24 protein-coding genes are annotated in these 23,896 nt (G+C 42.7%); 23 read left to right on the plus strand and 1 reads right to left on the minus strand.

Annotated elements, in window-relative coordinates:
• Positions 1 to 18 precede the first annotated feature (18 nt).
• The 13 genes from EEL30_16805 (at position 19) to EEL30_16865 (ending at position 12,016) form a co-directional block, all read left to right on the plus strand.
• Positions 19 to 1,005, plus strand: a complete 987-nt coding sequence (locus tag EEL30_16805; GenBank protein ID QDX93803.1) for a thiamine pyrophosphate-dependent dehydrogenase E1 component subunit alpha — start codon at positions 19 to 21, stop codon at positions 1,003 to 1,005.
• A 26-nt stretch (positions 1,006 to 1,031) separates the two neighbouring features.
• On the plus strand, positions 1,032 to 2,015 hold the full coding sequence (locus EEL30_16810) for an alpha-ketoacid dehydrogenase subunit beta (protein ID QDX93804.1): 984 nt from the start codon (positions 1,032 to 1,034) through the stop codon (positions 2,013 to 2,015).
• Between the two features lie 12 nt (positions 2,016 to 2,027).
• Positions 2,028 to 3,404: a 2-oxo acid dehydrogenase subunit E2 gene (locus EEL30_16815; GenBank protein ID QDX93805.1), complete on the plus strand. Its 1,377-nt coding sequence runs from the start codon at positions 2,028 to 2,030 to the stop codon at positions 3,402 to 3,404.
• Positions 3,405 to 3,415: 11 nt separating this feature from the next.
• Positions 3,416 to 4,795 carry a dihydrolipoyl dehydrogenase gene (gene lpdA / locus EEL30_16820; protein ID QDX93806.1) on the plus strand — a complete coding sequence of 460 codons (1,380 nt, stop codon included), beginning with the start codon at positions 3,416 to 3,418 and terminating at the stop codon, positions 4,793 to 4,795.
• Positions 4,796 to 5,019: 224 nt separating this feature from the next.
• Entirely contained in the window at positions 5,020 to 5,967 is a 948-nt protein-coding gene (locus EEL30_16825; protein QDX93807.1) for a sugar-binding transcriptional regulator, read from the plus strand.
• Between the two features lie 164 nt (positions 5,968 to 6,131).
• Positions 6,132 to 6,344: a hypothetical protein gene (locus EEL30_16830; GenBank protein ID QDX95799.1), complete on the plus strand. Its 213-nt coding sequence runs from the start codon at positions 6,132 to 6,134 to the stop codon at positions 6,342 to 6,344.
• Positions 6,345 to 6,462: 118 nt separating this feature from the next.
• Complete coding sequence (locus tag EEL30_16835) at positions 6,463 to 6,966, plus strand: hypothetical protein (protein QDX93808.1); 504 nt, start codon at positions 6,463 to 6,465, stop codon at positions 6,964 to 6,966.
• Between the two features lie 156 nt (positions 6,967 to 7,122).
• Entirely contained in the window at positions 7,123 to 7,953 is an 831-nt protein-coding gene (locus EEL30_16840; GenBank protein ID QDX93809.1) for a heptaprenyl diphosphate synthase, read from the plus strand.
• A 3-nt stretch (positions 7,954 to 7,956) separates the two neighbouring features.
• A complete protein-coding gene (locus tag EEL30_16845) occupies positions 7,957 to 8,676 on the plus strand; it encodes a demethylmenaquinone methyltransferase (protein QDX93810.1) in 720 nt (239 codons plus the stop codon).
• 34 nt (positions 8,677 to 8,710) lie between these two features.
• The gene (locus EEL30_16850) at positions 8,711 to 9,580 is read left to right on the plus strand and encodes a 4-hydroxybenzoate octaprenyltransferase (GenBank protein ID QDX93811.1); all 870 of its coding nucleotides are present in this window, start codon (positions 8,711 to 8,713) and stop codon (positions 9,578 to 9,580) included.
• The gene (locus tag EEL30_16855; protein QDX93812.1) at positions 9,577 to 10,188 is read left to right on the plus strand and encodes a UbiX family flavin prenyltransferase; all 612 of its coding nucleotides are present in this window, start codon (positions 9,577 to 9,579) and stop codon (positions 10,186 to 10,188) included. Before EEL30_16850 ends, EEL30_16855 begins: the two co-directional genes overlap by 4 nt.
• Complete coding sequence (locus tag EEL30_16860; protein QDX93813.1) at positions 10,181 to 11,041, plus strand: ABC transporter substrate-binding protein; 861 nt, start codon at positions 10,181 to 10,183, stop codon at positions 11,039 to 11,041. Before EEL30_16855 ends, EEL30_16860 begins: the two co-directional genes overlap by 8 nt.
• 9 nt (positions 11,042 to 11,050) lie before the next feature.
• Entirely contained in the window at positions 11,051 to 12,016 is a 966-nt protein-coding gene (locus EEL30_16865) for a heptaprenyl diphosphate synthase (protein ID QDX93814.1), read from the plus strand.
• 164 nt (positions 12,017 to 12,180) lie between these two features.
• On the opposite strand, the gene EEL30_16870 is transcribed toward EEL30_16865, so the two are convergent.
• Entirely contained in the window at positions 12,181 to 13,632 is a 1,452-nt protein-coding gene (locus tag EEL30_16870; protein ID QDX93815.1) for an IS1182 family transposase, read from the minus strand.
• 318 nt (positions 13,633 to 13,950) lie between these two features.
• Between EEL30_16870 and EEL30_16875 the strand changes: the two genes are divergently transcribed.
• The 10 genes from EEL30_16875 (at position 13,951) to trpB (ending at position 23,895) form a co-directional block, all read left to right on the plus strand.
• Positions 13,951 to 14,394, plus strand: a complete 444-nt coding sequence (locus EEL30_16875) for a nucleoside-diphosphate kinase (GenBank protein ID QDX93816.1) — start codon at positions 13,951 to 13,953, stop codon at positions 14,392 to 14,394.
• A 116-nt stretch (positions 14,395 to 14,510) separates the two neighbouring features.
• Positions 14,511 to 15,296, plus strand: a complete 786-nt coding sequence (locus EEL30_16880; protein ID QDX93817.1) for a protein-glutamate O-methyltransferase CheR — start codon at positions 14,511 to 14,513, stop codon at positions 15,294 to 15,296.
• Between the two features lie 371 nt (positions 15,297 to 15,667).
• Positions 15,668 to 16,831, plus strand: coding sequence for a chorismate synthase (locus tag EEL30_16885; protein ID QDX93818.1), 1,164 nt, complete (start codon positions 15,668 to 15,670; stop codon positions 16,829 to 16,831).
• Positions 16,831 to 17,940 (plus strand): 3-dehydroquinate synthase, encoded by a 1,110-nt coding sequence (locus tag EEL30_16890; protein ID QDX93819.1) that lies wholly within the window; start codon positions 16,831 to 16,833, stop codon positions 17,938 to 17,940. The genes EEL30_16885 and EEL30_16890 overlap by 1 nt, the downstream gene beginning before the upstream one ends.
• Positions 17,937 to 18,308, plus strand: coding sequence for a chorismate mutase (aroH, locus tag EEL30_16895; GenBank protein QDX93820.1), 372 nt, complete (start codon positions 17,937 to 17,939; stop codon positions 18,306 to 18,308). The genes EEL30_16890 and aroH overlap by 4 nt, the downstream gene beginning before the upstream one ends.
• Before the next feature lie 286 nt (positions 18,309 to 18,594).
• A complete protein-coding gene (gene trpE, locus EEL30_16900) occupies positions 18,595 to 20,181 on the plus strand; it encodes an anthranilate synthase component I (protein ID QDX93821.1) in 1,587 nt (528 codons plus the stop codon).
• A complete protein-coding gene (gene trpD / locus EEL30_16905) occupies positions 20,175 to 21,200 on the plus strand; it encodes an anthranilate phosphoribosyltransferase (GenBank protein ID QDX93822.1) in 1,026 nt (341 codons plus the stop codon). Before trpE ends, trpD begins: the two co-directional genes overlap by 7 nt.
• Positions 21,190 to 22,011 carry an indole-3-glycerol phosphate synthase TrpC gene (trpC, locus tag EEL30_16910; GenBank protein ID QDX93823.1) on the plus strand — a complete coding sequence of 274 codons (822 nt, stop codon included), beginning with the start codon at positions 21,190 to 21,192 and terminating at the stop codon, positions 22,009 to 22,011. The genes trpD and trpC overlap by 11 nt, the downstream gene beginning before the upstream one ends.
• Entirely contained in the window at positions 22,008 to 22,709 is a 702-nt protein-coding gene (locus EEL30_16915; GenBank protein ID QDX93824.1) for a phosphoribosylanthranilate isomerase, read from the plus strand. Before trpC ends, EEL30_16915 begins: the two co-directional genes overlap by 4 nt.
• Positions 22,681 to 23,895, plus strand: coding sequence for a tryptophan synthase subunit beta (gene trpB / locus EEL30_16920; GenBank protein ID QDX93825.1), 1,215 nt, complete (start codon positions 22,681 to 22,683; stop codon positions 23,893 to 23,895). The genes EEL30_16915 and trpB overlap by 29 nt, the downstream gene beginning before the upstream one ends.
• Position 23,896 lies beyond the last annotated feature (1 nt).

Consider the following 23,896-nt stretch of genomic DNA (forward strand, 5'->3'; position numbering starts at 1 on the left):
AGCAAAGGAGGGTACAACATGACTACTGCTTGGAAATTACCTGAAATGGTTACGGAGCAAAAGTTGGTTGAATTACTACATCAAATGTGGGTGATACGCTTTTTTGATGAAAAGGTGGATGAATTTTTTGCAAAAGGATTAATTCACGGAACCACCCATCTATGTGTTGGACAAGAGGCAACGGCTGTAGGCGCAATCGCCGTGCTTAAACCGGAAGATAAAATCACTAGTACGCACCGCGGGCATGGTCACTGCATCGCAAAAGGTGCTGATGTTAACAAAATGATGGCTGAATTATTTGGTCGTGAAACGGGATATTGCAAAGGAAAAGGTGGATCGATGCATATCGCGGATGTAGATAAGGGGAATTTGGGAGCAAACGGTATTGTCGGTGGCGGTATTCCTATTGCGGTCGGAGCTGCGCTTACCTCACAAATGAAGAAGCTGGGATATGTAGCAATCAGCTTCTTTGGAGATGGGGCAAGCAATGAAGGTAGCTTCCACGAATCGGTCAATATGGCTTCCATCTGGAAATTGCCAGTCATTTTCTTCTGTGAAAATAATCAATACGGTATGTCTGGTCCTGTAACAGAAATGGTGAACATTGAAAATATTGCAGATCGGTCAAAAGCATATGGCATCCCTGGTGTAGTAGTTGATGGAAATGATCTCTTCGCGGTCATGAATGCTGTGGCTGAAGCGGCAGAACGTGCTCGGTGTGGAGAAGGGCCTACTTTAATTGAAGCCAAAACGTATCGATACAAAGGCCATTCTAAGAGCGATGCGAAAAAATATCGGACGCGTGAAGAAGAGATGGATTGGAGAAAAAATCGGGATTGTATAAAGAATTTGCAAGAAGTATTGATGGAAAAAGGTTTACTTACACAAGAACAAGCAAAAGAAATCGAACAGCAGGCCAAGAAAGAAATAGAAAAGGCAGTGGTGTTCGCTGAAAAAAGCCCGATGCCTTCTCTAGATACGTTGGAAGAAGACGTCTACGCATAACGGATAACCAGAAAGGAAGGAACCTCATGAGAGAGATTACGTATTTGGAAGCAGTCCGAGAAGCGATGAGTCAGGAGATGCGCGTCAATCCAGATGTATTTTTAATGGGAGAAGACATTGGGGTATATGGTGGAGCATTTGGTGTTTCGCGCGGCATGATTGAAGAATTTGGTCCAGAGCGAATTCGCAATACCCCGATTTCCGAAGCGGCTATTGCAGGAGCTGCGGTTGGGGCGGCAATGACGGGTATGCGCCCAATCATGGAATTGCAATTCTCCGATTTTGTAACAATTGCAATGGATCAGTTGGTGAATCAGGCTGCTAAAAACCGCTATATGTTTGGCGGTAAAGGTAAGGTTCCAATGGTCGTACGTACACCATCTGGTTCTGGAACGGGTGCAGCGGCACAGCATACGCAAAGTCTGGAAGCTTGGATGGCTCACATTCCGGGACTGAAAGTGGTGCAACCCTCAACCGCTTATGATGTAAAGGGCCTATTGAAAGCAGCGATGGATGATGATAATCCGGTTATTTTTTACGAGCATAAGCTTCTGTATAAATCATCGGGGAATGTGCCTGAAGAATCGTACACTATCCCGCTTGGCGTGGCTGATGTGAAACGCGAGGGGACGGACGTAACGATTGTTGCGACTGCAATTATGGTACACAAAGCGTTGGAAGCGGCGGCAGAATTAGAGAAGGAAGGCATCTCTGTTGAAGTCATCGACCCACGCACGTTGGTACCACTGGATACTGATACTATTATTCAATCAGTGAAGAAAACTGGGAAACTGATCGTGGTTCATGAAGCAGTTAAATTCGGCGGATTCGGTGGAGAGATTGCGAGTTTAATCGCAGAGAGTGAAGCCTTTGACTACTTAGATGCTCCTATCAGACGTTTAGGCGGTAAATGGATTCCTATGCCTTATAATCCCGTCCTAGAAAAGGCAGCGATCCCGCAAGTGCCTGACATCATACAAGCAGTCAAAGATACAGTGGCGCATCGTTAGGAGGAGAGAAACATGGCAACGGGAATCTTCATGCCTAAACTCAGCATGACAATGGAGACGGGCACCATCTTGCAATGGTTTAAAAAGGAAGGAGAACTGGTAGAAGAGGGTGATCTACTACTAGAGGTAATGACAGACAAAATTAACATCGAAGTAGAGGCTTATGCATCTGGTACGTTGTTAAAAATTTATGATGATGTGAATGCAGTTGTACCTGTGCAACAAATCATCGGCTATATCGGAGACCCAGATGAAAAGGTGCCAAATACTCCGCCAGTTGTAGATGCGGAAGAGGCTTCTGCGGACGTAAGTGAAGCTGATGAGGAAATCCAAGTCGAGTCAGGAGCTTCTCATTCCGGAGTAGATTCAGGTAAAGTGCGTGCCACACCAGCTGCTCGACGTCTTTCCAGAGAAAACCAGGTCGTATTACATGATGTAGAAGGTCGTGGAGCAAATGGCCGTATTCATGCCGCAGATGTGGAAGCATATGCTAAAGGCGAGCAAGGACCAAAAGCAACTCCTCTTGCGAAAAAAATAGCGGCAGGCACTGGTGTTCAGTTAAACACGATTCAGGGTTCGGGAGCAAATGGGAAAATTACAAAAGAGGATGTGCTCGGAGCCACTCCTAACGACTTGCAATCAGTTACAAATAGTGGTGTAGCAAACGGTGCACAAGCATCCCAAGTCACCCCATCAGTCGAAACAACACGTGTTAAATTGGAGGGTATGCGTAAAGTCATCTCCGATCGTATGGTGAAAAGTGTTACCACAGCGCCACATGTCACGTTGGTAACAGAAGTAGATATGAGCAATGCAATCCAACTACGTAAAAGCTTGCTCCCAATTATTGAGAGTCAGACGGGCTACCGGTTATCTTACACAGAAATCATCATGAAAGCAGTTGCGATGGCATTGCGTAAACATCCACATATGAATGCGTCACTGGAAGGTGACTACATTGTTTATAAACAGGAAGTGAACACTGGTCTTGCTGTCTCAGTACCAAACGGGCTGATGGTGCCAATCGTCAAACATGCTGATCAGAAAGGCTTGGCTGAATTGACAGCAGAATGTAAAGTGTTGGGGCGATTAGCTAGAGAAAGCAAGCTGATGCCTGATCAGATGCAGGGTGGATCGTTTACGATTAGTAACCTTGGGATGTACGACATTGATGCCTTTACACCAATCATTAATCAGCCAGAGATTGCCATTTTGGGGGTTGGACGTATTGCTGAGAAAGCTGTCGGAGTAAATGGAGAGTTGAAACTTCGTCCGATGATGACTTTGAGCCTCTCTTTTGACCATCGGATCGTAGATGGAGCACCATCAGCGGAATTCCTGCAAACCATAAAGCGTTCTCTGGAAGAACCATATCAGCTACTAGTCTAGGAGGAACAACCATGAAAACCTACGATAGTATTGTCATCGGAGGAGGACCGGGCGGATACGTAGCAGCGATTCGCGCGTCAAAAGAAGGCAAGAAGGTGGCACTCGTAGAGCAGGGGCATCTAGGGGGAACCTGCTTGAATCGTGGATGCATCCCATCTAAAACATTACTTAAGCATGCAGAAGTTATTCATGCAATTAAAGAAGCTTCCAAATACGGGGTCGAAGTAGGGGAGATGACGCTCTCCTTGCCAAAAATGATGCAGAGAAAAAATCAGGTTATCAATCAACTACGCGGGGGAATCGCTCATCTTTTACGTACCGGAAAAATTGATTTGTATCAAGGTAAAGGTGAGATTCAATCAGATAAAACAGTAGTAATTACAGGAGATAAACCTGAAAGTATCAAGGCGAAATCAATCATTATTGCGACGGGATCGTCTCCGTCTGTTCCTCCAATTGAAGGACTAGATCAGGTACAATTTCACACGAGCGATACCATTTTTGATATAGAGGAAATCCCTACGTCAATTGCAATTGTTGGCGGAGGTGTCATTGGTGTAGAGTTTGCCTGCATTTTTGAAAGCTTGGGAACAAAGGTAACTATTATCGAGATGGCGGATCGCATTCTGGCTACTGAAGACGAAATGGCTTCTCAGCTACTAACAAAGCATTTGCGTAAAATAGGTGTTACGATTATTACTAAAGCAAAAGTAACAGCGGTCAAAGAACAGGATTTGCAAAAACAGCTTATTCTCTATAATGAAGCAGGAGCAAAGCAGGATGTAGTAGCAGATGAGATTTTAGTAGCTATTGGACGTCGCCCGAATCTGTCTGCCTCCGCTAACTTGCCTCTTGATAAAGAAGGTCCTTTTATTAAAGTAAACGCTCGCATGGAAACGAGTATTCCTGATATGTATGCTGTAGGAGACGTTATTGGAAATTGGCAGTTGGCCCATGTAGCAAGTGCAGAAGGTATTGTAGCAGCCATGAATGCAACGGGACAAGCTAAAGAGATGGATTACCGAATCGTACCGAGATGCATGTACACCTATCCTGAGATAGCGAGTGTAGGGGTAACGGAACAAGAAGCAAAAGAAAAAGGATACCAAGTAAAAACTTCTGTTTATCAATTGACGGTAAACGGAAAGGCTCTAGCAAGTGACCATACAGAGGGCTTTGTAAAGCTAATTGCAGATGAGACTTATGGAGAAATCTTGGGTGCTGTTTTGGTTGGCCCACATGTTACCGAGATGATCTCTCAAATCTCTGCCTATATGCAATTGGAAGGCACCATAGAAGAAATGGCAAATTTAATTTTTCCACACCCAACTGTCTCTGAAACATTACTAGAGGCTGCAAGAGACTGGCTAGGTAAAGGTATACACTCCTAAGAGAATGACATCTGAAAGACAATCTGTTGTGTCTTCTTGAATGGAACTCAAATATAAAGAAAGAACTGGGGACGCCCTTCCTCAGTTCTTTTTTGCACCCTCTCTGTTCGGCGTTTATCTTTTGATGGATCGTTCATAGTACAGGAATTTGTTTTCTATTTAGCGATAATGTAAGTTTATGTTTATAATAGATGAAGGAAGATAGAAGTAAGAGAGGTGAGTCAATGGATTGGGCAGAAAAAAGGGAACTCGTACGTGTCGCTAAACTATATTATTTTCAAGGACTAACACAAGCAGAAATCTCTAAAAAGATCGGGGTTTCCCGCCCTGTTATTTCGAAACTCCTACAAAAAGCAAAAGATGCTGGCATTGTGGAGATCATCATTAAAGACGAAACTGTAAACGTAGTGGAAATTGAACAAAAGCTAGAGAAAATGTTCTCTTTAGATGAGGCAATCGTCGTTCCCGTGAATGGGATTGAGAATCAGGAATTGATTAAGCAACTAGTAGCTAAGGAAGCAGCTATGCACTTATCTAAATTGGCTAAAAACGTCAAGAGTATCGGATTATCATGGGGCACAACCCTTTATCATATGGTAAATGAATACCCGTACGAACGAAATCCGGAAATGATGGTATATCCGCTTGTGGGTGGAACGGGGCGCAAACACGTGGAAATCCATTCTAATCAGTTGGCCTATGAACTTTCAAAACGAATGGGAGCGGACTGTGAATTTTTGTATGCACCAGCTTTGGTGGAAACAGTTGATTTAAAGGAGCAGATGCTACAATCGGAATCTATTCGAGTTTTGTTAGATCAGATTCGCAAGGTAGAGATTGCTTTGTTAGGAATCGGTTTTCTCGAGGAATCAACATTGTTTAACATGGGATATTTAAAGAAAGAAGAAATGGAAGAGTTAAAACAAAATCAGGCCGTGGGAGATATAGGTTCCCGATTTATTGACAAAGAGGGCAAGCAGATTAATATACCATTGAACAATCGCGTTATCGGTATCGATTTGCCCGATTTGTTTCATATCCCAACAGTGATTGCGGTAGCGACAGGATTAGCGAAAGTAACAGCTATTACGGCTGCTTTACGTGGTGGTTATTTCCATAAATTGTTTATAGACGAGCGCACAGCAAGAGAATTACTTGCTACGAATGAATAAAAAAGGTGACAGTGAGGAGTAGGGAGGGAAAGGATTTGGAAGAGACAGTGATTGAAACGGAACTTTACTGTATAACTTGTCTTGGTCAAGCACCTCACACTGTTACATATGTACATGACATTTTGTACATGGTCAAATGTGAGCAATGCGGAAAAGAGAGCGTCATGGAACCAGATTTGTTAAAAGAGATTTATACGCAGTATGTTGATCGGATTATTTCGAAGCCACAGCGGATTACTCAGGAATTCAGGGAAGATTTAAGTCATTTTATCTCTACCATGCCTTACCGTGTCATCAGCAAGCCCTATCGAACTTATCAGGAGCTAAAGGGAATTTTTCGCTATAGAAAAAAGGAGCATAACGATTCGACGAAATAAGATAAGTAGAAGAGTGTTTTTCTCTACTAGCTAGAAGGGTATTACCAGCATTTTTCTCCTTGGCAGGCATAGCCTGCTTTTTTCTTATGTAGAATGGAGAAGAAGGGGGAATGCAGATATGCCACGACGTTTTTTATATGCCATGATGATTTCGGTGGGATTATCTCTGATGCTGTCAGTTTTGCCAGTTCTCATGAGGAAGGAACCCATAGCTGATGTACCTACTTTTCAAGAAATACCTAGACTTACTGTAAGTTCACACAATCTTGTGGATTTATTTACTTTACTGGAAACTCATTATAAGATAAGTCATGTAGAGTGGACCCAACCTACTATCACGCTGACGTTGACCTTACCCGAGGGACACAAGAATGTAAATGACCGGATGTTTCAAGATGCCTATTCCATTGTGTATGTGTTAATGAACAAAACTACGAATGTTAAGCATGTCACCCTGCAATTCGCTAGATCAAATGAACAGAACGAACAAAGCTCCCCCATGCTTCATATCGAAGCAGATCGAACGCAAATAGGACAAGAAGATAAATGGAAAACACCTGCTGAATTGGGCGATGTCAAGCAGTATGTGAAACAGCATTTTTTTGTAAAAGAAGCAACCTGATTACAGCAGAAAATTATTCCTTCTTTTAAAAGTGTGATATACTGGATGGCGATAGATTACTGCGTACCATTTTTTGCGTGGTCAAAAATGTTATAGGTTTTGTGAAAAGAATGGGAACAGTGACGGAGCTTCAACGCTTTAGATGGAGGAGGCATAATGGGCACAGATCGTAATGCATATTCACAGGAAATAAAAGCTATCATCGAAGATATTCAAGACCGAATACAACAAACTTATGTTCAACAATATGTCGATGTCCCAGCCATGGCTGAAAATCGTCTCGCTCTCTTATTTTTCTTTTTACATGAGAACGGCTTCACCAAGGAACGAGCTCATCTGCTCTCGGTAGCAACTGGGTTAGTACAATTGGGCATTGATACACATGAAACAGTGCGGAATCACTATGAAAAAACGCTGGTTTCCGAACGTAATAGACAGTTGACTGTTCTAGCGGGGGATTACTACAGTAGTCTTTACTATAATATGCTTTCAGACGCTAATGAGATTGAAGCAATCCGTATTTTGTCAGTCGGCAACCAACATGCTCACGAAATGAAGATGAAGCTTTATATTGCACAAAAAGAAAATAAATTGACGCAAGAGACGTATCTTGGTTTACGCAAAAAGATTGATACGGCTCTTTATGTAGCTTTTGTTGACAAATATGCAACAAGTGATTCTGTACGTGAATTCTGGACGAGCTTGTTTGAACAGACGTCAGCGTTTGAACAGCTAGTAGGGGAATGGGAACACTTGCATTGGCAAGAGCAGGCTCCTAGCGGTCTGACACAATTTTTGCTACAGAAACCGGGTTCTACTGTCACAAATGTGGTGGATATGATTGAAGGAAAAGTAATGGAGTTATTGCATATCTGTGAGCAATTGATCGTTACGTTAAAATCGGGCGAAACACAAAGCGAGTTAGCGTGGGTGACTTCCCGCTATACGAATCGCGTACAACGATTAAAGCGGGCAGAGGAGATGTAGGCTTTGAATACACATGGACAACCCTCGAAAGCAGAATATGTACATTCCGTTTTTGAAAGCATCGCGGATGAATACGACCGCATGAATAATGTCATCAGTTTTGGTAGCCATGCATCTTGGCGCAAATATACAATGGACCAAATGCAGGTGAAGTCAGGGGATGCTTGTCTCGATGTTGCTTGCGGGACCTGCGATTGGACAATTAGCTTGGCAAAAACAGTGGGGCCTAACGGGAAAGTGGTTGGGCTTGATTTTAGCCAAAATATGCTGAATGTAGGGGCGTACAAAGTCGAAAAGGAAGGGTTAAATCAAGTGCAATTGGTCAATGCCGATGCGATGAAAATGCCCTTTGAAGATAATACATTTGATTTTGTTACTATTGGGTTTGCTTTACGTAATGTTCCTGATGTGCAGACGGTTCTTAACGAGATGACGCGCGTGGTAAAACCAGGAGGCAAGGTTGTTTCTCTAGAAGTATCGAAACCACCGTTTATGCCTTATCGTAAGTTATTTTATCTTTATTTCTATAAAATGCTTCCAATTGTTGCGAAATTGGTAGTTAATAAGTATGAAGAGTACGCTTGGTTACCGCAGTCCCTTACGAATTTTCCTGACAGTAAAGAACTGGCGGACATGTTTAAGCTGGCGGGGCTTGATCCTGTGCAGGTAAAATTGTTTATGGGTGGAGTATCGGCTCTGCATATCGGTACGAAAAAAGCATAGCGTATTCGCATAATAGAATGGAAGTGCAAGTCAGATGATCTTTAGTAAAGTGAAAATCATTCTCGAAATGATTAAATTCGAACATAGTATTTTTGCTCTGCCGTTTGCCTTTATTGGGGCAGTACTAGGAAATATCATCATAGAAGGCACATGGCCTACCTGGGGGGAAATCTTCTGGGTTACGGTAGCGATGGTAGCGGCAAGAAGTGCAGCCATGTCGCTAAATCGTTTAATTGACCGTGTCATTGATGCAAAAAATCCACGTACAGCGAAGCGTGCCATTCCGGCGGGTCTTTTGTCCGTTATGGAAGTTCTTTTTTTTATCATTGTTTCTTTCTTGGTCTTATTTGTTGCTGCCGCACAACTAAATCCATTAGCGGTTAAATTATTACCACTTGCTGTCTTTGTTTTAGTTTTGTATTCATATTGCAAGCGATTTACATGGCTGTGCCATTTTATCTTAGGTGTAGCGCTTGGTTTTGGACCATTGGGTGGCTGGATTGCTACTACAGGGCAAGTAAATGGGACGGCCATGTTGCTCTTCTTTACAGTAATGATCTGGACAGCTGGTTTTGATATCATTTATGCTTGTCAAGATACAGAGTTTGATGTTAAGGAAGGTTTGCATTCCATCCCTAGTCGGTTTGGAATCAAGAATGCACTGATAATTGCACGCTTTTGCCATTTGCTGACCATTATTGGTCTGTTAATGATGTATATGACGACTAACCTGTCCGTATGGTTTCTCATCGGGATCATTGTTGGGGCAGTAATTTTATTCTATGAACACAGTCAGGTTAAACATAACGACCTGTCCAAAATCGAAATTGCTTTCTTTGCTATGAATGGGATTTTTAGTGTAGTCATTTGTTGCTTCACTGTTCTGGACTTGGTGATTCTATGAACAAGAGGAAACTAGGTGTAGGAATAACAGGAGCAAGTGGTGCCATGTATGGGGTTCGACTAGTGGAAGAATTACTGAGAGCAGGACATACGGTTCATCTGATGATAACAGAAGCCGGTTGGCAGGTCTTTCACGATGAATTAGATTTTTCGCCAGCTATAGAGGATCGTGAAGCATTTTTACACGGTTATTTTGAGAAATGTTCCGAGGGTGAGCTTCATTATTGGACGTTGAGAGATTTTAATTGCCCAATGGCTAGTGGTTCTTACAAGAGCGATGGGATGATCATTGTCCCATGCTCGATGGGTACACTCTCTGGTATTGCCCACGGGGCTTCTGGCAATTTATTGGAACGCTGTGCCGATGTAATGATTAAAGAGGGACGTAAGCTGGTGCTCGTTCCACGAGAAACGCCATTTAACGCGCTACATTTAGAAAATATGTTGAAACTAAGCCGTATCGGAGTAAAGATTCTCCCTGCGATGCCTGGTTTCTATCAACGCCCGCAAACACTTGATGATCTAGTAAATTTCGTGGTTGGCAAAGCGCTTGACCAACTTGATGTAGAGAATCATTTGTTTACGAGATGGGGAGAGAGCCATGAGTAAAAGACGACTGCAGGTTGGACAAATCTTATATACAAATACGCTTCCTGTCTATTTTTATGTGAATGCAAACCATTTTTTAGGAAAAGCTGATTTTATCCAGCAATATCCTGCACAATTAAATATTGCTATGGCAGAGGGAACCATTGACGTAGGTCCTATATCTTCCTTCAGTTATGCAGAACATGAGGATCAATATGTGTTGATGCCAGATGTATGCGTTGGGGCAAAAGGTCCTGTAGGTTCCATCTTCTTATTCAGCAAACGCCCGATTGATCAACTTGATAAAGCTCATATTGCGTTAACCAACACTTCAGCTACATCTGTCAATTTGTTGCGGGTTATTTTGGAGAAATTCAAGGGAATGAGTATTGAATATACCACGATGCGCCCCGATATTACGGCGATGATGCAAGAACATGATGCTTCCATGTTAATTGGAGATGAAGCAATTCTAGCCCGTCAGCAGGATCTGGGTTACTATGTGTACGATTTAGGCCAACTTTGGTATGAGCATACAGGTTTCCCAATGACGTTTGCCGTATGGGCTATTCGTAAGGAAGCAGTTGAAACACATGGTAAATTGTTGCATCAGCTTCATGAAGAATTTGTATACAGTAAGAACAAGAGTCATGCCGATTGTAGTGAGATAGTTCAGTACGCTCATCAGCATTTTGGTGGGGATGTTTCATTCTGGGAAGGATATTTTACTGGCTTAATTCATGATTTTACGCAGGAACAAATTACAGGATTGGAACATTACTATGCTTGCACGGCTGATCTTGGTCTATTGTCCAAGCCGGTTAAGGTCACATTTTGGGCGACAGACAACATTACTACTATGTCAACGAGTTAGGTGGATGAAATGAATCTGGTCGATATCTATATGCAAGTAAAAAGTGATGTTACGTATATCGAGCGAGAACTGGAACGGTCCATTAATCCAGAGTCTCGTGAACTCTACCAATCTTCTACCCATCTTTTAAAGGCAGGCGGTAAGCGAATCCGCCCTGTCTTTGTGCTGTTAGCGGGTAAATTTGGGGATTATAATGTACAAAATTTGGCTCATGTAGCCGTACCTCTTGAGCTTATCCATATGGCAACGCTTGTCCACGATGATGTGGTGGATGATGCAAACAAACGCCGAGGCAGAGACACCGTACGTACCAAATGGGACAACCGTGTGGCGATGTATTCCGGTAACTACATACTAGCAACAGCATTAGGTATCGTGACGAAATTACCTAACCCAGAGATTCACCGTATTTTCTCTAAAGCGATTGTGGAGATGTGTAAAGGAGAGATTGAGCAAGTCCGTGATCTAGGAAATTGGGATCAGGGGTTGCGCAACTATCTACGTCGGATTAAACGAAAAACAGCTCTCCTGATTGCAATTAGCTGTCAATTGGGCGCACTTGCAACCAATGCTTCTGCAGATGTCGTGCGCCGCATGTATCACTTTGGCTACAATGTGGGAATGGCTTTTCAAATTACAGATGATATCTTAGATTTTACAGGCACAGAAAAACAGCTAGGCAAGCCTGCAGGAAGTGACTTACGTCAAGGAAATGTTACTCTGCCTGCTCTTTTTAGCGCGTATCAGGGTAGTACAAAGGACGTCTTTCAAGAGTGGATTCGTACGGATGAAATCAACTCTCGCATTGAACAAGCAATACCCCTTATTCATCAAGGGGAAGGCATTGCTTACTCACAAGCATTGGCTGAACGCTACATAAATCGAGCCAAGCAAGCGTTAGCAGATTTGCCTGCATCACCAACAAAAAAATCACTGATGCAAATTGCTGATTACATTGGCGGGCGTAAATTTTAATTGTGGAAATATGAAAAAAGCTCCTTTCTTGTCGGAGAGGGCACTGAAAATCTTACGATTTTCCGAAGGAATTATATAGCTTCATCAAAAAAAGACGGCTCAAATTCATTTCTTGAATGCAAGAGTCGTCTTTTTACCATTTTCATCGGTTTATTATTTTGTTTTTAATCCATTAATTTCAATATTCTTTTTAAGTTTACAGTGAATATAGCCATTGCCCCTTGTAACTCCATGCCAATAAGACCCGAAGATGATGCCACATCATACCCGTGTCTGTGTTTTAGCTCACTGTTTTTCGCTTCAATTTTATATCTTTCCTTTGATTTTTCTTTAAAGTACTCACTCTCTTGGAATTTTGCCTGTTCAGTATGTTCACTGGATTTAATACTCACTGAGTAACTTTTGCTTTTTGCTCCGTCTTTATAACAATCCTCTTTCAATGGACATTGCTTGCATTTCTCAATATCAAAGTAATACGTATCCGTTTGATTTTTCCCTACACCTTTTTTCCCTTGTCGAGCTTTACGGACTGCCATATGTCCTGCTTTACACACATACATCCCGGCATCCTTATTAAATTCAAATTCATCTTCCTTTTTACGATTCCCTTGCGTAACGAGAGGGTTTAATTTAGAAACTAGTTTGATTTCATTCTTTTTACTGTAAATAATATTATCTTTTTCCGAATAAGCTGTATCACCGATAACTGTTTCAATCTCCATGCCAGCTTCTATACTTTTCTCAATCAACGTTTGTAATTGCTTTCCATCACTTTTTTCTCCAGAAGTAATTGTTGCGGCTGTGATTATCCTTTCTTCACTCATTGCCAAGTGTGTTTTGTAGCCAAAAAACGAGGAATCTGCACTTTTATGACCAAGTTTTGCATCAGGATCTTCTGAGATTTGCAACTGTTCGAGGTCATCAGTGACAGTTTCTTTCAGTAGATTTAACTGTTCTTTTACTTTTGGATACTCGGAGATATTGCCTTCTTTTTCGATTACGTCAATGAGCTTTTGACAGTAGTCTATTTCATCCTCTAATACATTGGATGTTGTTTTAGCAGGGAACTTCTGCTTCATATTTTCATCTATTGTGTAGACGGCTTTTCTTAATTTCTTTGATCGATCCGTGAGGATCTCCTTCGGAGATTTTTGATTATAGCGAGCTTTCGTATGAGTAGCATCAACAATAATAGCTTTACTTTTGATAATCCCCTTTTCAATAGCGATTTGAACTGTTTTATTAATAAGCATATCTAGAAGGTTAATGTCTTTTAAACGTAGCTTTCGAAATTTGGTTAAAGAACTCGCTTCTATCACTTTCTCCTCTGGTACCATATGGAGAAAATACTTAAATGACATGTCATATTTCGAACGTTCAACCAAATCTACATCAGACAAATCATAAATAGACTTCAACAATAAATATTTAAACATACGAATAGGATCAATAGCTTTACGACCATTATCTAGGCAGTATTTATCCTTAAGCTCGTCATACACAAAAGAGAAGTCCATAAGTTCGTTGATTTTTCGTAACAAATTATCCTTCGGAACGACTACATCATATATAGCTATAAATGGACTGAAGATCATTGATTGTTGTTTTTGAATCATCGTACCCACCCACATAAATTGATACTTTTATTATACAGAAAAAAGGTACAATCACCTCGAAAAATGAGGGATTATACCTTTTTTTGTTAAGTGGACTTTTTCAGTGCCCTCCTTGTCGGAAAGGGGCTTTTTGTACTATGTAAGGTATACAATGGGAGAGGAAATGTATACGCAAAACTATGTGAAAATAATAACTCTTCAATATCAATCAAATTTAATGAAGTTTCTGCAACTGAGCGGTTGCTTGTACGGCTTTCTTCTGATAAAATTCTCGATGGTACAAATATTCTCTACATATAGGTATGGAGGGCATTCGACATGGAAAAAACTTTTATCATGGTAAAGCCAGACGGCGTACAACGTAATCTTGTAGGAGAGATCGTTGCTCGTTTTGAGAAAAAGGGCTTTGCTTTGGTTGGCGCTAAACTAATGAATGTAAGCCGTGAAAAAGCGGAAGAACATTACGCTGAACATAAAGAGCGTCCTTTCTTTGGTGAATTGGTAGACTTCATCACATCTGGTCCTGTATTTGCAATGGTATGGGAAGGTGACAAGGTTATTAGCACAGCACGCAACATGATGGGAAAAACGAACCCAGCTGATGCAGCACCTGGAACAATTCGTGGTGATTATGCAGTATCTGTAGGTATGAATATCATTCATGGTTCTGATTCTGCTGAAAGCGCAGAGCGTGAAATCGGTCTTTGGTTCTCTAAGGATGAAATCGTTTCCGTAGAAAAAACGATTGCTCGTTGGATCTAATTTGACAACTTTGGTAAAAGGGCCTTCTTTGGAAGGTCTTTTTTTCGTTTCGTAGCAGGATTTAGCGAATTGTGTAACGAATGGCTTGAAGTAAGGCAAAAGGGGGATTATACATAGTGGAGGACAAAGATTTCTTGCAATTTATTGACCTGATCAAAAAGAAAACGGGCATTGATCTAGCGCTATATAAAGAGGCACAAATGAAGCGCAGACTAACTTCTTTACGAATAAAGCGGGGGTTTAACAGCTTTGTTGCGTATTTTGAAGGCTTAAACAAAGATCAGGATTTATTCTATGAGTTTTTGGATCGGATGACCATAAATGTTTCAGAGTTTTTCCGAAATCCAGGTAGATGGGAGACGCTCGAAAACAAAATTCTGCCCAGATTATATGCAGAGTCTCGCCGTCTGAAGCTGTGGAGTGCAGCGTGTTCTACAGGGGAAGAACCCTATACACTGTCACTTGTGTTAAAAAGAAAGCAATTACTCGCGTCCTCTAATATTTTAGCTAGTGATATTGATGAAGGAGCGATTGCGAAAGCGAAGCAGGGTGTATATTTGGAGCGTTCTTTACAAGATTGCCCCAAAGATTTATTACAAAAATATTTTCATAAAGACCAGCTTACATATCGTCTGGATCAAGAAATAAAGAATGCCGTGCACTTTAAAAAACATAATCTGCTAGCTGAGTCATTTGATACAGGCTATGATCTAATTATCTGCCGCAATGTCATGATTTATTTTACAGAAGAAGCGAAACATGAATTATATCAAAAGTTTAGTCGTGCTCTTCGCCCTGGTGGCGTATTATTCGTAGGGAGTACAGAGCAAATTTTCCAGCCACAGCAATATCAATTTGAGGCAGAAGATACGTTTTTTTATAAAAAGGTAATAAAATCATAACGATTCATGTATACCAATGATTTATTTATTGAACAATAGCTACTAGGAAGACAAACTTTTCCAGACGGAGGCAACGAGTCAATGGATAAATCAAAGGTGATTGAAGCGTATCGACTTGGGCTCATCAATTTGCAAGAGTGTGGACAGATTCTAGGCACAGAAACTCGCCAACTGGAAAACCTAGTGATGCAGAAGCGACTCTACTATCGTGAGCAGGCTGATCGACTTATGACCATCGATCATCTATAGACATGGCAGAATGCTTCTCCCTATCGTGAGAAGCATTTTGTCTTATTTTTGTTTCCATCTTAGGCTATGTATGATATTATATCGCTTAAAAGTGTTAAAGGATTGGACTGGAGGAGAGAAGAGTGAGATATATAACCGCAGGAGAGTCACATGGACCACAATTAACAGCTATTATTGAAGGAATTCCTAGCAATCTTCCCTTTTCATTTGACGAAATAAACAAACAATTACACCGTCGCCAAAAGGGGCATGGTCGAGGACGTCGGATGCAGATTGAGAAAGATACTGTGCAGGTCGTGTCGGGTGTACGTCACGGGTATACAACGGGTGCTCCTGTTACGTTGATTGTTGAGAATAATGACTGGACCCACTGGCAAAAAATTATGAGCGCTGAACCTGTACCAGAAGAGGATGAAGCACGCCGTCGTGTGTCGCGTCCACGTCCTGGTCATGCTGACTTGAATGGGGCTATTAAATATCACCAAAGGGATATGCGAAATATTCTAGAACGCTCTAGTGCGCGGGAAACGACAATGCGGGTAGCGGTAGGTGCTGTGGCACGCCAATTATTAGCCCAATTTGGTATTCGTGTAGCTGGTCGTGTTAAGCAGATCGGGCATGTCGTAGCAGAAGAACGCGAATTATCTTTTGACGATTTAATGCAAATTACAGAGGACTCACCTGTGCGTTGCATTGACCCGGTTGCGGAGAAAAAAATGATGGAGCTTATAGATCGCGCTAAAGAAGAAGGCGATTCTCTAGGTGGAATCGTAGAAGTAATCGTGGAAGGCGTACCTATTGGTTTAGGTAGCTATGTGCAGTGGGATCGCAAGCTGGATGCTAGATTAGCTCAAGCTATTATGAGTATTCAAGCGTTTAAAGGAGTAGAGATTGGAATTGGCTTTGAAGCGGCAGGGTTGCCGGGTTCGCAGGTACACGATGAAATTGAATGGACGGAAGGAAAAGGCTACAGCCGCACAACAAATCGGGCAGGTGGTCTGGAGGGTAGCATGACCACTGGTATGCCAATTGTGGTGCGTGGTGTAATGAAGCCAATCCCTACTTTATATAAACCGTTAATGAGTGTAGATATTGATACCAAAGAGCCATTTGCAGCAACGATTGAACGTTCTGATAGCTGTGCTGTACCAGCTGCTAGTGTAGTGGCTGAAGCGGTCGTCGCTTGGGAAATTGCTCGTGCAATGTGTGAGAAATTTCCATCAGATGCATTAGATGACATGTTGGCTAATGTAGAAGAATACCGCACTTACACGGAGAAATTCTAATGGAAAAACGAACGTTATTTGTTGATTTGAATGAGAGAGCTTATCCGATTCATATTGGGGCAGGGCTGTTGAGCCAGACACCTGCCCTGCTACAGGAGGTAAACATCAAGGCTTCTCAAAAGCTATTTCTTATAACGGATGCCCATGTAGCGCAACACTATTTGAAGCCATTACAGCATCACTTAGCAGAGGCAGGTTATCAAGTTGCATTCCATATTGTTCCTGCTGGCGAAAAAGCGAAACAGTTCGCTGTCTACGAAGAGGTGATGACTGCTGCTATTGAGGCAGGGCTTGATCGTAAATCTGTCGTGCTTGCATTAGGCGGTGGAGTTGTAGGTGATTTGGCTGGATTTGTAGCAGCCACGTATATGCGTGGAATTGATTTTGTGCAAATTCCCACAAGCCTGCTGGCTCATGATAGCTCGGTAGGTGGTAAGGTGGCTATCAATCATCGATTGGGTAAGAATTTGATTGGAGCTTTTCACCAGCCTTTGATGGTTATTTACGATGTGGCTACGCTACAAACATTGCCCCCTAGAGAAATCTCAGCTGGTTTTGCGGAAGTGGTTAAGCACGGTCTTATTTCAGATGAAGGATTTGTGCGATGGTTGGAGGAGCATGCGAAAAGTCTAATGGAGCTGGACGCTGAACTAGTTGGAGAAGCGATCTATCGTGGTTGTGCCGTAAAAGCGGCGGTTGTAGCCAAAGATGAGACAGAGCAAGATATTCGAATGACCTTAAATCTGGGTCATACCTTTGGTCATGCTTTTGAAGCATTGACTGGTTATAATCAGCTAAATCATGGGGAAGCGATCTCGATCGGTATGATAGTAGCTGCGCGTTATGCAGAGTCTATAAAAATGGCGCCACAAGGTGTAGCGGAGCGTACAAAAAGAGTGCTCTCAGCCTTTGGATTGCCAACCCAATGGCCAAAAGGATTGCATCCAGAAGATGTACTGAGGGCAATGCATCTGGATAAAAAAGGCGTTGCAGGAAAACTTACACTTGTTTTGCCAACTTCTATGGAGCATGTAGAGATCGTGCCTTGGGTAGAAGAAGAAAATGTACTACGGTTTATGAGAGTAGAGTGGGAGGAGTCACAACAATGAGTAAGCTAAGAGGGGTCCGTGGTGCGACAACGGTCACCCTGAATGAGAAGAGCGAAATTTTAACGGCAACCGCAGAGCTTTTGCGTGAAATGGTACGTAAAAATGGAATTGAGACAGACGATATAGCGAGCGCCATCATCACGATGACAGAGGATTTGGATGCTGTATTTCCAGCTCAGGCTGCAAGAGAGTTTTTGAAATGGGAGCATGTTCCACTTATGTGTGCAAAAGAAATTTCGGTGGAAGGTAGTCTAAAGTGCTGTATTCGTGTCATGCTACACATCAATACTGATAAGTCTCCACATGAAATTCAACATATTTTTCAACGGGAGGCAGTTCGCTTGCGTCCAGATTTAGTAAAAGAATAGTTGACAGCAGGGGAGAAGGTTTTGTAAAGTAAGAGAAAGTTTTACTAGTTAAGAACAGGCAAGTAGATAAGAGCAAGATTAGTAGCAAGAGCAAGATAATAGGCAAGATCAGAGCTGAGTAGAGTTGAGAAGAGATAGGTTGTATGAGACGAGGAGAGCTGAGACTGGTTTAGCGATACTAAAAACCAACACCCAGGACTCTTTCCTGGGTGTTTTTTGTCTTACACATCATTCCATCTCCTATACGACCATCCTCTTTCTATCTAAGAAGAGAGGTGCGTTGTCCATGTTAGAACCCACATTTCAAGAGGTGCAGCATTATGCATCTACACACAATTTTATTCCGATTCGACTTACCCTTTTAGCTGATCAGGAAACACCGATCAGTCTGTATCAAAAATGTATGAAAGAAGCTTCTTTTTTGCTAGAAAGCGTTGAGGGAGGAGGGCATTGGTCTAGGTACTCCTTTATTGGTCTACGTCCCTTTTTACGGGTAGAAGCTAGCGATCAGCAGGTGACGCTCCACAAAGAGTCCGGGGAGCGAGAACAGTTTAACCGAAATCCGATGGAAGTATTACGAGAATTGTGTCAGCAGTATAAAGCGCCTTCCATTGGTGAATTCCCGCCGTTGACAGGAGGAGCAATCGGATATCTAGGATACAATACGCTACGCTATGTAGAGACACAATTGCCAAAGCATAGAAATCAACCTCTAGATATCCCTGATCTACATGTCGTCTTTGTTGATGAAATGCTTGTTTATGATCATGTGAAACAAGAAATTCAATGCATGGTTCACATCAGGGTTTCCGAGGAAGACACAGAAGAATCGCTACAGATTAAGTATGCAAAGGCAAGGTCACGTTTGGTTGCTTTACGTGATCATATCTTGCATACTGCTGTCTCAAAAGATACAAGACTACGGCAACAAGGAAACGAAATAAATCAGACAGGTAAACTCGACTCATACTGCCAACCTGATCAGCTAGGAGAAGAAGCTAAGAATTTAGCCACAAACAGCTTGCAAAGCAACATGACTCTCTCAGAGTATGAGACGATGATCGCTAAAGCAAAAGAGTATATTGCGAGTGGAGATATCTTTCAGGTTGTCCTTTCTCAGCGTATGACGATGAAGACGGACGTGGACCCATTTGATGTTTATCGCATGTTGAGAACGACCAATCCGTCTCCTTATTTGTATTACTTACCATTTGAATCAGCAACGCTGGTTGGGGCATCACCGGAAGTACTGGTAAAAGTGCAGAACAACAAGATTGAGGTTCGCCCTATAGCTGGTACACGCAAGCGAGGAGCAACACTTGAAGAAGATGTGGCTTTGGAGCAAGAATTGTTGGCCGATCCTAAAGAATTAGCTGAGCATCATATGTTGGTTGATTTAGCCCGTAATGATGCAGGACGAGTCTCCAAATACGGTACGGTCAAGGTGGATAACGCTTTACATGTAGACCGTTACTCTCATGTGATGCATATTGTCTCTGATGTGTCAGGGGAGATGCGTGAAGATTTGGATTGTTTCGATGCTCTCCTTGCTGCTTTTCCCGCTGGTACGGTGTCTGGGGCTCCCAAATTGCGAGCGATGGAAATCATTGCAGAATTGGAGCAAGATGCTCGTCATACCTATGCAGGATCTATTTGCTACTTCAGTTTCACGGGCAATCTCGACAGTTGCATCACAATTCGTACCCTGTTGTTTACAGAGAATCATGTGCACATACAAGCCGGGGGCGGTATCGTAGCTGATTCGGTGGCAGAGCTTGAGTATCAAGAGGCAATGAACAAGGCAGCAGCGATGGTCAAAGCATTGGAAAAAGCAGAGAAACTCTTTCAGCCAAAGGGGGTAGCGTTATGCTAACGACCTCCTTGGATATGATTAGTCGCAAGCAGCATCTAGATCGTACGACAGCTCGACTAGCGATGGGTGAAATCATGGATGGCAAAGCGACTCATGCACAGATAGGTGCTTTTCTGGCAGCACTGCGTGTAAAAGGTGAACAGGTTGAGGAATTGATCGGCTTCGCAGAAGCGATGCGTGAGCGGGTCAAAATGTTTCCTTTAGCTAAACAAAATGTAATTGATACGTGTGGAACAGGAGGAGATGGTGCTTCCACTTTTAACATTTCTACAGCCTCAGCCATTGTGGCAGCTAGTGGTGGTGTGATCGTCGCCAAACACGGAAATCGGGCTGTTTCTAGTAAGTGTGGGAGCGCTGACGTGTTAGAAGCACTAGGTATACCTATCCAACTGACGCCTGAACAAGCAGCGGAATGTCTGGAAGAAACCAATCTCTGCTTTTTGTTCGCACCACTTTATCATGAAGCGATGCGTCATGCCGCTGTACCTAGAAGAGAGCTGGCGATTCGAACGGTTTTCAACTTGTTAGGACCTTTAACGAATCCAGCTAGGGCTGATCGTCAGTTACTAGGCTTGTACGATCGTCAGTTGTTGGTACCGATCGCACAGACACTAGGGCAATTAGGCGTTTCAAAAGCTATGGTGGTAGCTGGACTGGATGGTTTAGATGAACTGACCATTACTGGGGAAAGTGAAGTAGCTGAATTGCGAGATGGTGAGGTAACAGCGTATCGCATTGACCCGGAACGCTTAGGTTTAAAGCTGGGAACGGCCGCAGAACTTATAGGGGGTGACGCTACAGAGAACGCACAGATTCTAGAGCAGATCTTTCAAGGAACACGGGGTGCAAAACGAGATATTGTGCTACTAAATGCAGGTGCTATTTTGTATCTAACAGATAAAGTGAGTAGCTTGCAAAAGGGTGTCATCCGTGCTGCAGAATTGATTGACAATGGCAACGCAATGCGAAAGCTGGAGCAACTACGTCAGGTGATGGGGAGGGTTCATCATGCTTCGTAAGATTGTTGAGCAAAAGAAAGTGGAAGTGGCAGCATTACGTCAATGTACAACTCTTCAACAGATGCTAATGAACATTCAGGCACTGCCTGTTACTCGTGGTTTTGTCAAAGCCCTTACTAATAGTGTTCGGCAGGTGAGCCTAATTGCTGAAGTAAAAAAGGCTTCCCCATCTAAAGGTATCATTCGTGCTGATTTTGATCCGGTAGCCATTGCTAAGTCTTATCAGGAAGCTGGTGTAGATGCGATCTCTGTGTTAACGGACGAAACGTTCTTTCAAGGTGATCTAACATATCTAAACATAATAAGAGAACAAGTCTCACAGCCGCTGTTACGAAAAGATTTTATCGTTGATGAATATCAGATTGTTGAAGCGAGAGGGAACGGTGCGGATGCTATTCTATTGATCGCAGCTATTCTGAATCGTGAACAGATCAAGCACTTTTATCAAATGGCAGTGGATATAGGGTTAGATGTCTTGATAGAAGTTCATAATCAAACAGAATTAGAGCAGGTTATGTCCGCAGTAGAGCCAATGTTGCTTGGTATTAACAATCGGGATTTGCGCACATTTACCACTGATCTAAATACATCTGCGGAGCTCCTAAAACTGATTCCTACAGAAATACCTGTAGTGAGTGAGAGTGGTTTAGCAACAGCTGCTGAAGTGAACATGGTGGGTATGGCAGGAGCACGCTCCATTTTGGTTGGTGAGCAATTTATGCGCCAGCAGGACGTGGTCAGTGCCGTGCGTGATCTCATGCAAGAGAAACAGGTGAAAGTAAAGATGATCTCAGAAGGTGAAACGACATGACCTCCTTAAAAATCTGTGGGATTAAGGACTCAGATACGTTGGTCTTACTTCAACAGCTAAGCGTGGAATATGTAGGCTTTGTTTTTACCGAAAGTAAGCGTCAGGTGACAGCAGAGCAGGCAAGAACTTTGATTGAAGAAGCTAGGGGTATAGTGAAATTAAATCAACTGGAAAGTAAATTGGAAACTTTTCCGCGCCTGGTAGGGGTCTTCGTCAATCCAGATTTACCTGATCTGGACGACGTCTTTAACCAAGTACCTTTGGATGTGTTTCAATTGCATGGTCAAGAAACGCCAGAATTTTGCCAAATGGTACAAACACGTTACGGTAAGCCAGTATGGAAAGCGATTGGGATAGGAGCAGGGAGTGACTCTATATCAGAAAGACTTACCTCCTATAAAAATAGCGTGCAAGCTTATTTGTTTGACACGCATGATCAAAATCAAGCAGGAGGTACGGGTAAAAAATTTATTTGGACGCACATACCCGATTTGCAACGAATGACAGCTCCACTGCCTGCTATTATCGCTGGTGGTATCTCAATAGAGAATGTAGAAACATTACTTCGCGAATACGCTCCTAATCTGATTGACCTCTCAAGTGGCGTGGAGACAGATGGCGTGAAGGATGCTAGCAAAATAATAGAGTTGGTAGAAAGGGTGAAGCAGCATGTCGCAAGCTACAAACGTACGAAATGAGTCTGTCTTACAATCAGGCAGGTTTGGAGAATATGGGGGCAGATTTGTTCCAGAGACTTTAATGAAAGCCTTAATTGAATTGGAAAAAAACTTGCTGGAAGCTTTGGAGGATGAGTCCTTCCATGCAGAATTAAACCAGTTTCTTCGCTACTATGCAGGAAGACCGACCCCATTTTATCATGCCGAACGGCTGAGTGCGCATCTGGGAGGGGCTCAGATCTATTTAAAACGAGAAGATTTAAATCACACCGGCGCTCATAAATTAAATAATGCTTTGGCACAAGCGTTACTGGCTAAACGTATGGGTAAACAGGCCATTATCGCGGAAACAGGAGCTGGTCAGCATGGAGTAGCGAGTGCGACAGTGGCGGCGCGTCTTGGACTCTCCTGCAAAGTTTTTATGGGCGAAGAAGATATTAGACGCCAGGAGTTAAATGTGTTTCGTATGAAGCTACTGGGAGCTGAAGTAATTCCTGTATCATCAGGTACCGCTACCTTAAAGGATGCTACTAACGAAGCGATTCGCTATTGGGTGAGTAATGTGGAGGAAACCTATTATGTAATTGGCTCCGCAATGGGACCACATCCGTATCCGTATATGGTGCGTGAATTCCAAAAAATTATTGGAACGGAGACACGTGCACAGTCCTTGGAACAACTTGGGCGCTTGCCTGATGAACTTATCGCATGCATCGGAGGAGGCAGCAATGCCATTGGCTTCTTCTATCCCTTTGTGAAGGATCAAGTGAGCCTGACAGCGGTGGAAGCAGCAGGAGAAGGTGTGGATACTGATAAGCATGCAGCAACATTAACAAAAGGGCGTCCTGGTGTCATTCACGGCTCTCTTACGTACCTTTTGCAAGATGACGATGGACAGGTGCAGGAGGCTCACTCGATTTCAGCCGGTCTTGATTACCCTGGTGTGGGTCCAGAGCACTCCTATTTAAAAGATTGCGGCAGAGTGGAATATGTGGCAATTACTGATCAGGAAGCTTTGGAAGCTTGCCAACTACTTACTAGATTAGAAGGGATATTGCCTGCTTTGGAAAGCTCACATGCCATAGCGGAGGTCGTGAAGCGCGCTCCACACATGACGTCTGATCAAATTATTGCTGTGTGTCTTTCCGGACGAGGAGATAAAGACGTTCATACATTACAAAGCCATCTGAGCAAGGAGGGGAACTAAG

Source organism: Brevibacillus laterosporus, from assembly GCA_007833815.1.
Classification (GTDB): domain Bacteria; phylum Bacillota; class Bacilli; order Brevibacillales; family Brevibacillaceae; genus Brevibacillus_B; species Brevibacillus_B laterosporus_D.

Excerpts from the sequence above, each read along its gene's own strand:
- EEL30_16875 (QDX93816.1), top strand. The coding sequence starts at position 13,951 with ATGGAAAAAACTTTTATCATGGTAAAGCCAGACGGCGTACAACGTAAT.
- EEL30_16890 (QDX93819.1), top strand. The coding sequence starts at position 16,831 with ATGGAAAAACGAACGTTATTTGTTGATTTGAATGAGAGAGCTTATCCG.
- EEL30_16850 (QDX93811.1), top strand. The coding sequence starts at position 8,711 with ATGATCTTTAGTAAAGTGAAAATCATTCTCGAAATGATTAAATTCGAA.
- EEL30_16805 (QDX93803.1), top strand. The coding sequence starts at position 19 with ATGACTACTGCTTGGAAATTACCTGAAATGGTTACGGAGCAAAAGTTG.
- trpD (QDX93822.1), top strand. The coding sequence starts at position 20,175 with ATGCTAACGACCTCCTTGGATATGATTAGTCGCAAGCAGCATCTAGAT.
- trpC (QDX93823.1), top strand. The coding sequence starts at position 21,190 with ATGCTTCGTAAGATTGTTGAGCAAAAGAAAGTGGAAGTGGCAGCATTA.
- trpE (QDX93821.1), top strand. The coding sequence starts at position 18,595 with ATGTTAGAACCCACATTTCAAGAGGTGCAGCATTATGCATCTACACAC.
- trpB (QDX93825.1), top strand. The coding sequence starts at position 22,681 with ATGTCGCAAGCTACAAACGTACGAAATGAGTCTGTCTTACAATCAGGC.
- EEL30_16815 (QDX93805.1), top strand. The coding sequence starts at position 2,028 with ATGGCAACGGGAATCTTCATGCCTAAACTCAGCATGACAATGGAGACG.
- EEL30_16855 (QDX93812.1), top strand. The coding sequence starts at position 9,577 with ATGAACAAGAGGAAACTAGGTGTAGGAATAACAGGAGCAAGTGGTGCC.
- EEL30_16840 (QDX93809.1), top strand. The coding sequence starts at position 7,123 with ATGGGCACAGATCGTAATGCATATTCACAGGAAATAAAAGCTATCATC.
- lpdA (QDX93806.1), top strand. The coding sequence starts at position 3,416 with ATGAAAACCTACGATAGTATTGTCATCGGAGGAGGACCGGGCGGATAC.
- EEL30_16860 (QDX93813.1), top strand. The coding sequence starts at position 10,181 with ATGAGTAAAAGACGACTGCAGGTTGGACAAATCTTATATACAAATACG.
- EEL30_16915 (QDX93824.1), top strand. The coding sequence starts at position 22,008 with ATGACCTCCTTAAAAATCTGTGGGATTAAGGACTCAGATACGTTGGTC.
- EEL30_16865 (QDX93814.1), top strand. The coding sequence starts at position 11,051 with ATGAATCTGGTCGATATCTATATGCAAGTAAAAAGTGATGTTACGTAT.
- aroH (QDX93820.1), top strand. The coding sequence starts at position 17,937 with ATGAGTAAGCTAAGAGGGGTCCGTGGTGCGACAACGGTCACCCTGAAT.
- EEL30_16825 (QDX93807.1), top strand. The coding sequence starts at position 5,020 with ATGGATTGGGCAGAAAAAAGGGAACTCGTACGTGTCGCTAAACTATAT.
- EEL30_16830 (QDX95799.1), top strand. The coding sequence starts at position 6,132 with ATGGAACCAGATTTGTTAAAAGAGATTTATACGCAGTATGTTGATCGG.
- EEL30_16870 (QDX93815.1), bottom strand. The coding sequence starts at position 13,632 with ATGATTCAAAAACAACAATCAATGATCTTCAGTCCATTTATAGCTATA.
- EEL30_16810 (QDX93804.1), top strand. The coding sequence starts at position 1,032 with ATGAGAGAGATTACGTATTTGGAAGCAGTCCGAGAAGCGATGAGTCAG.
- EEL30_16835 (QDX93808.1), top strand. The coding sequence starts at position 6,463 with ATGCCACGACGTTTTTTATATGCCATGATGATTTCGGTGGGATTATCT.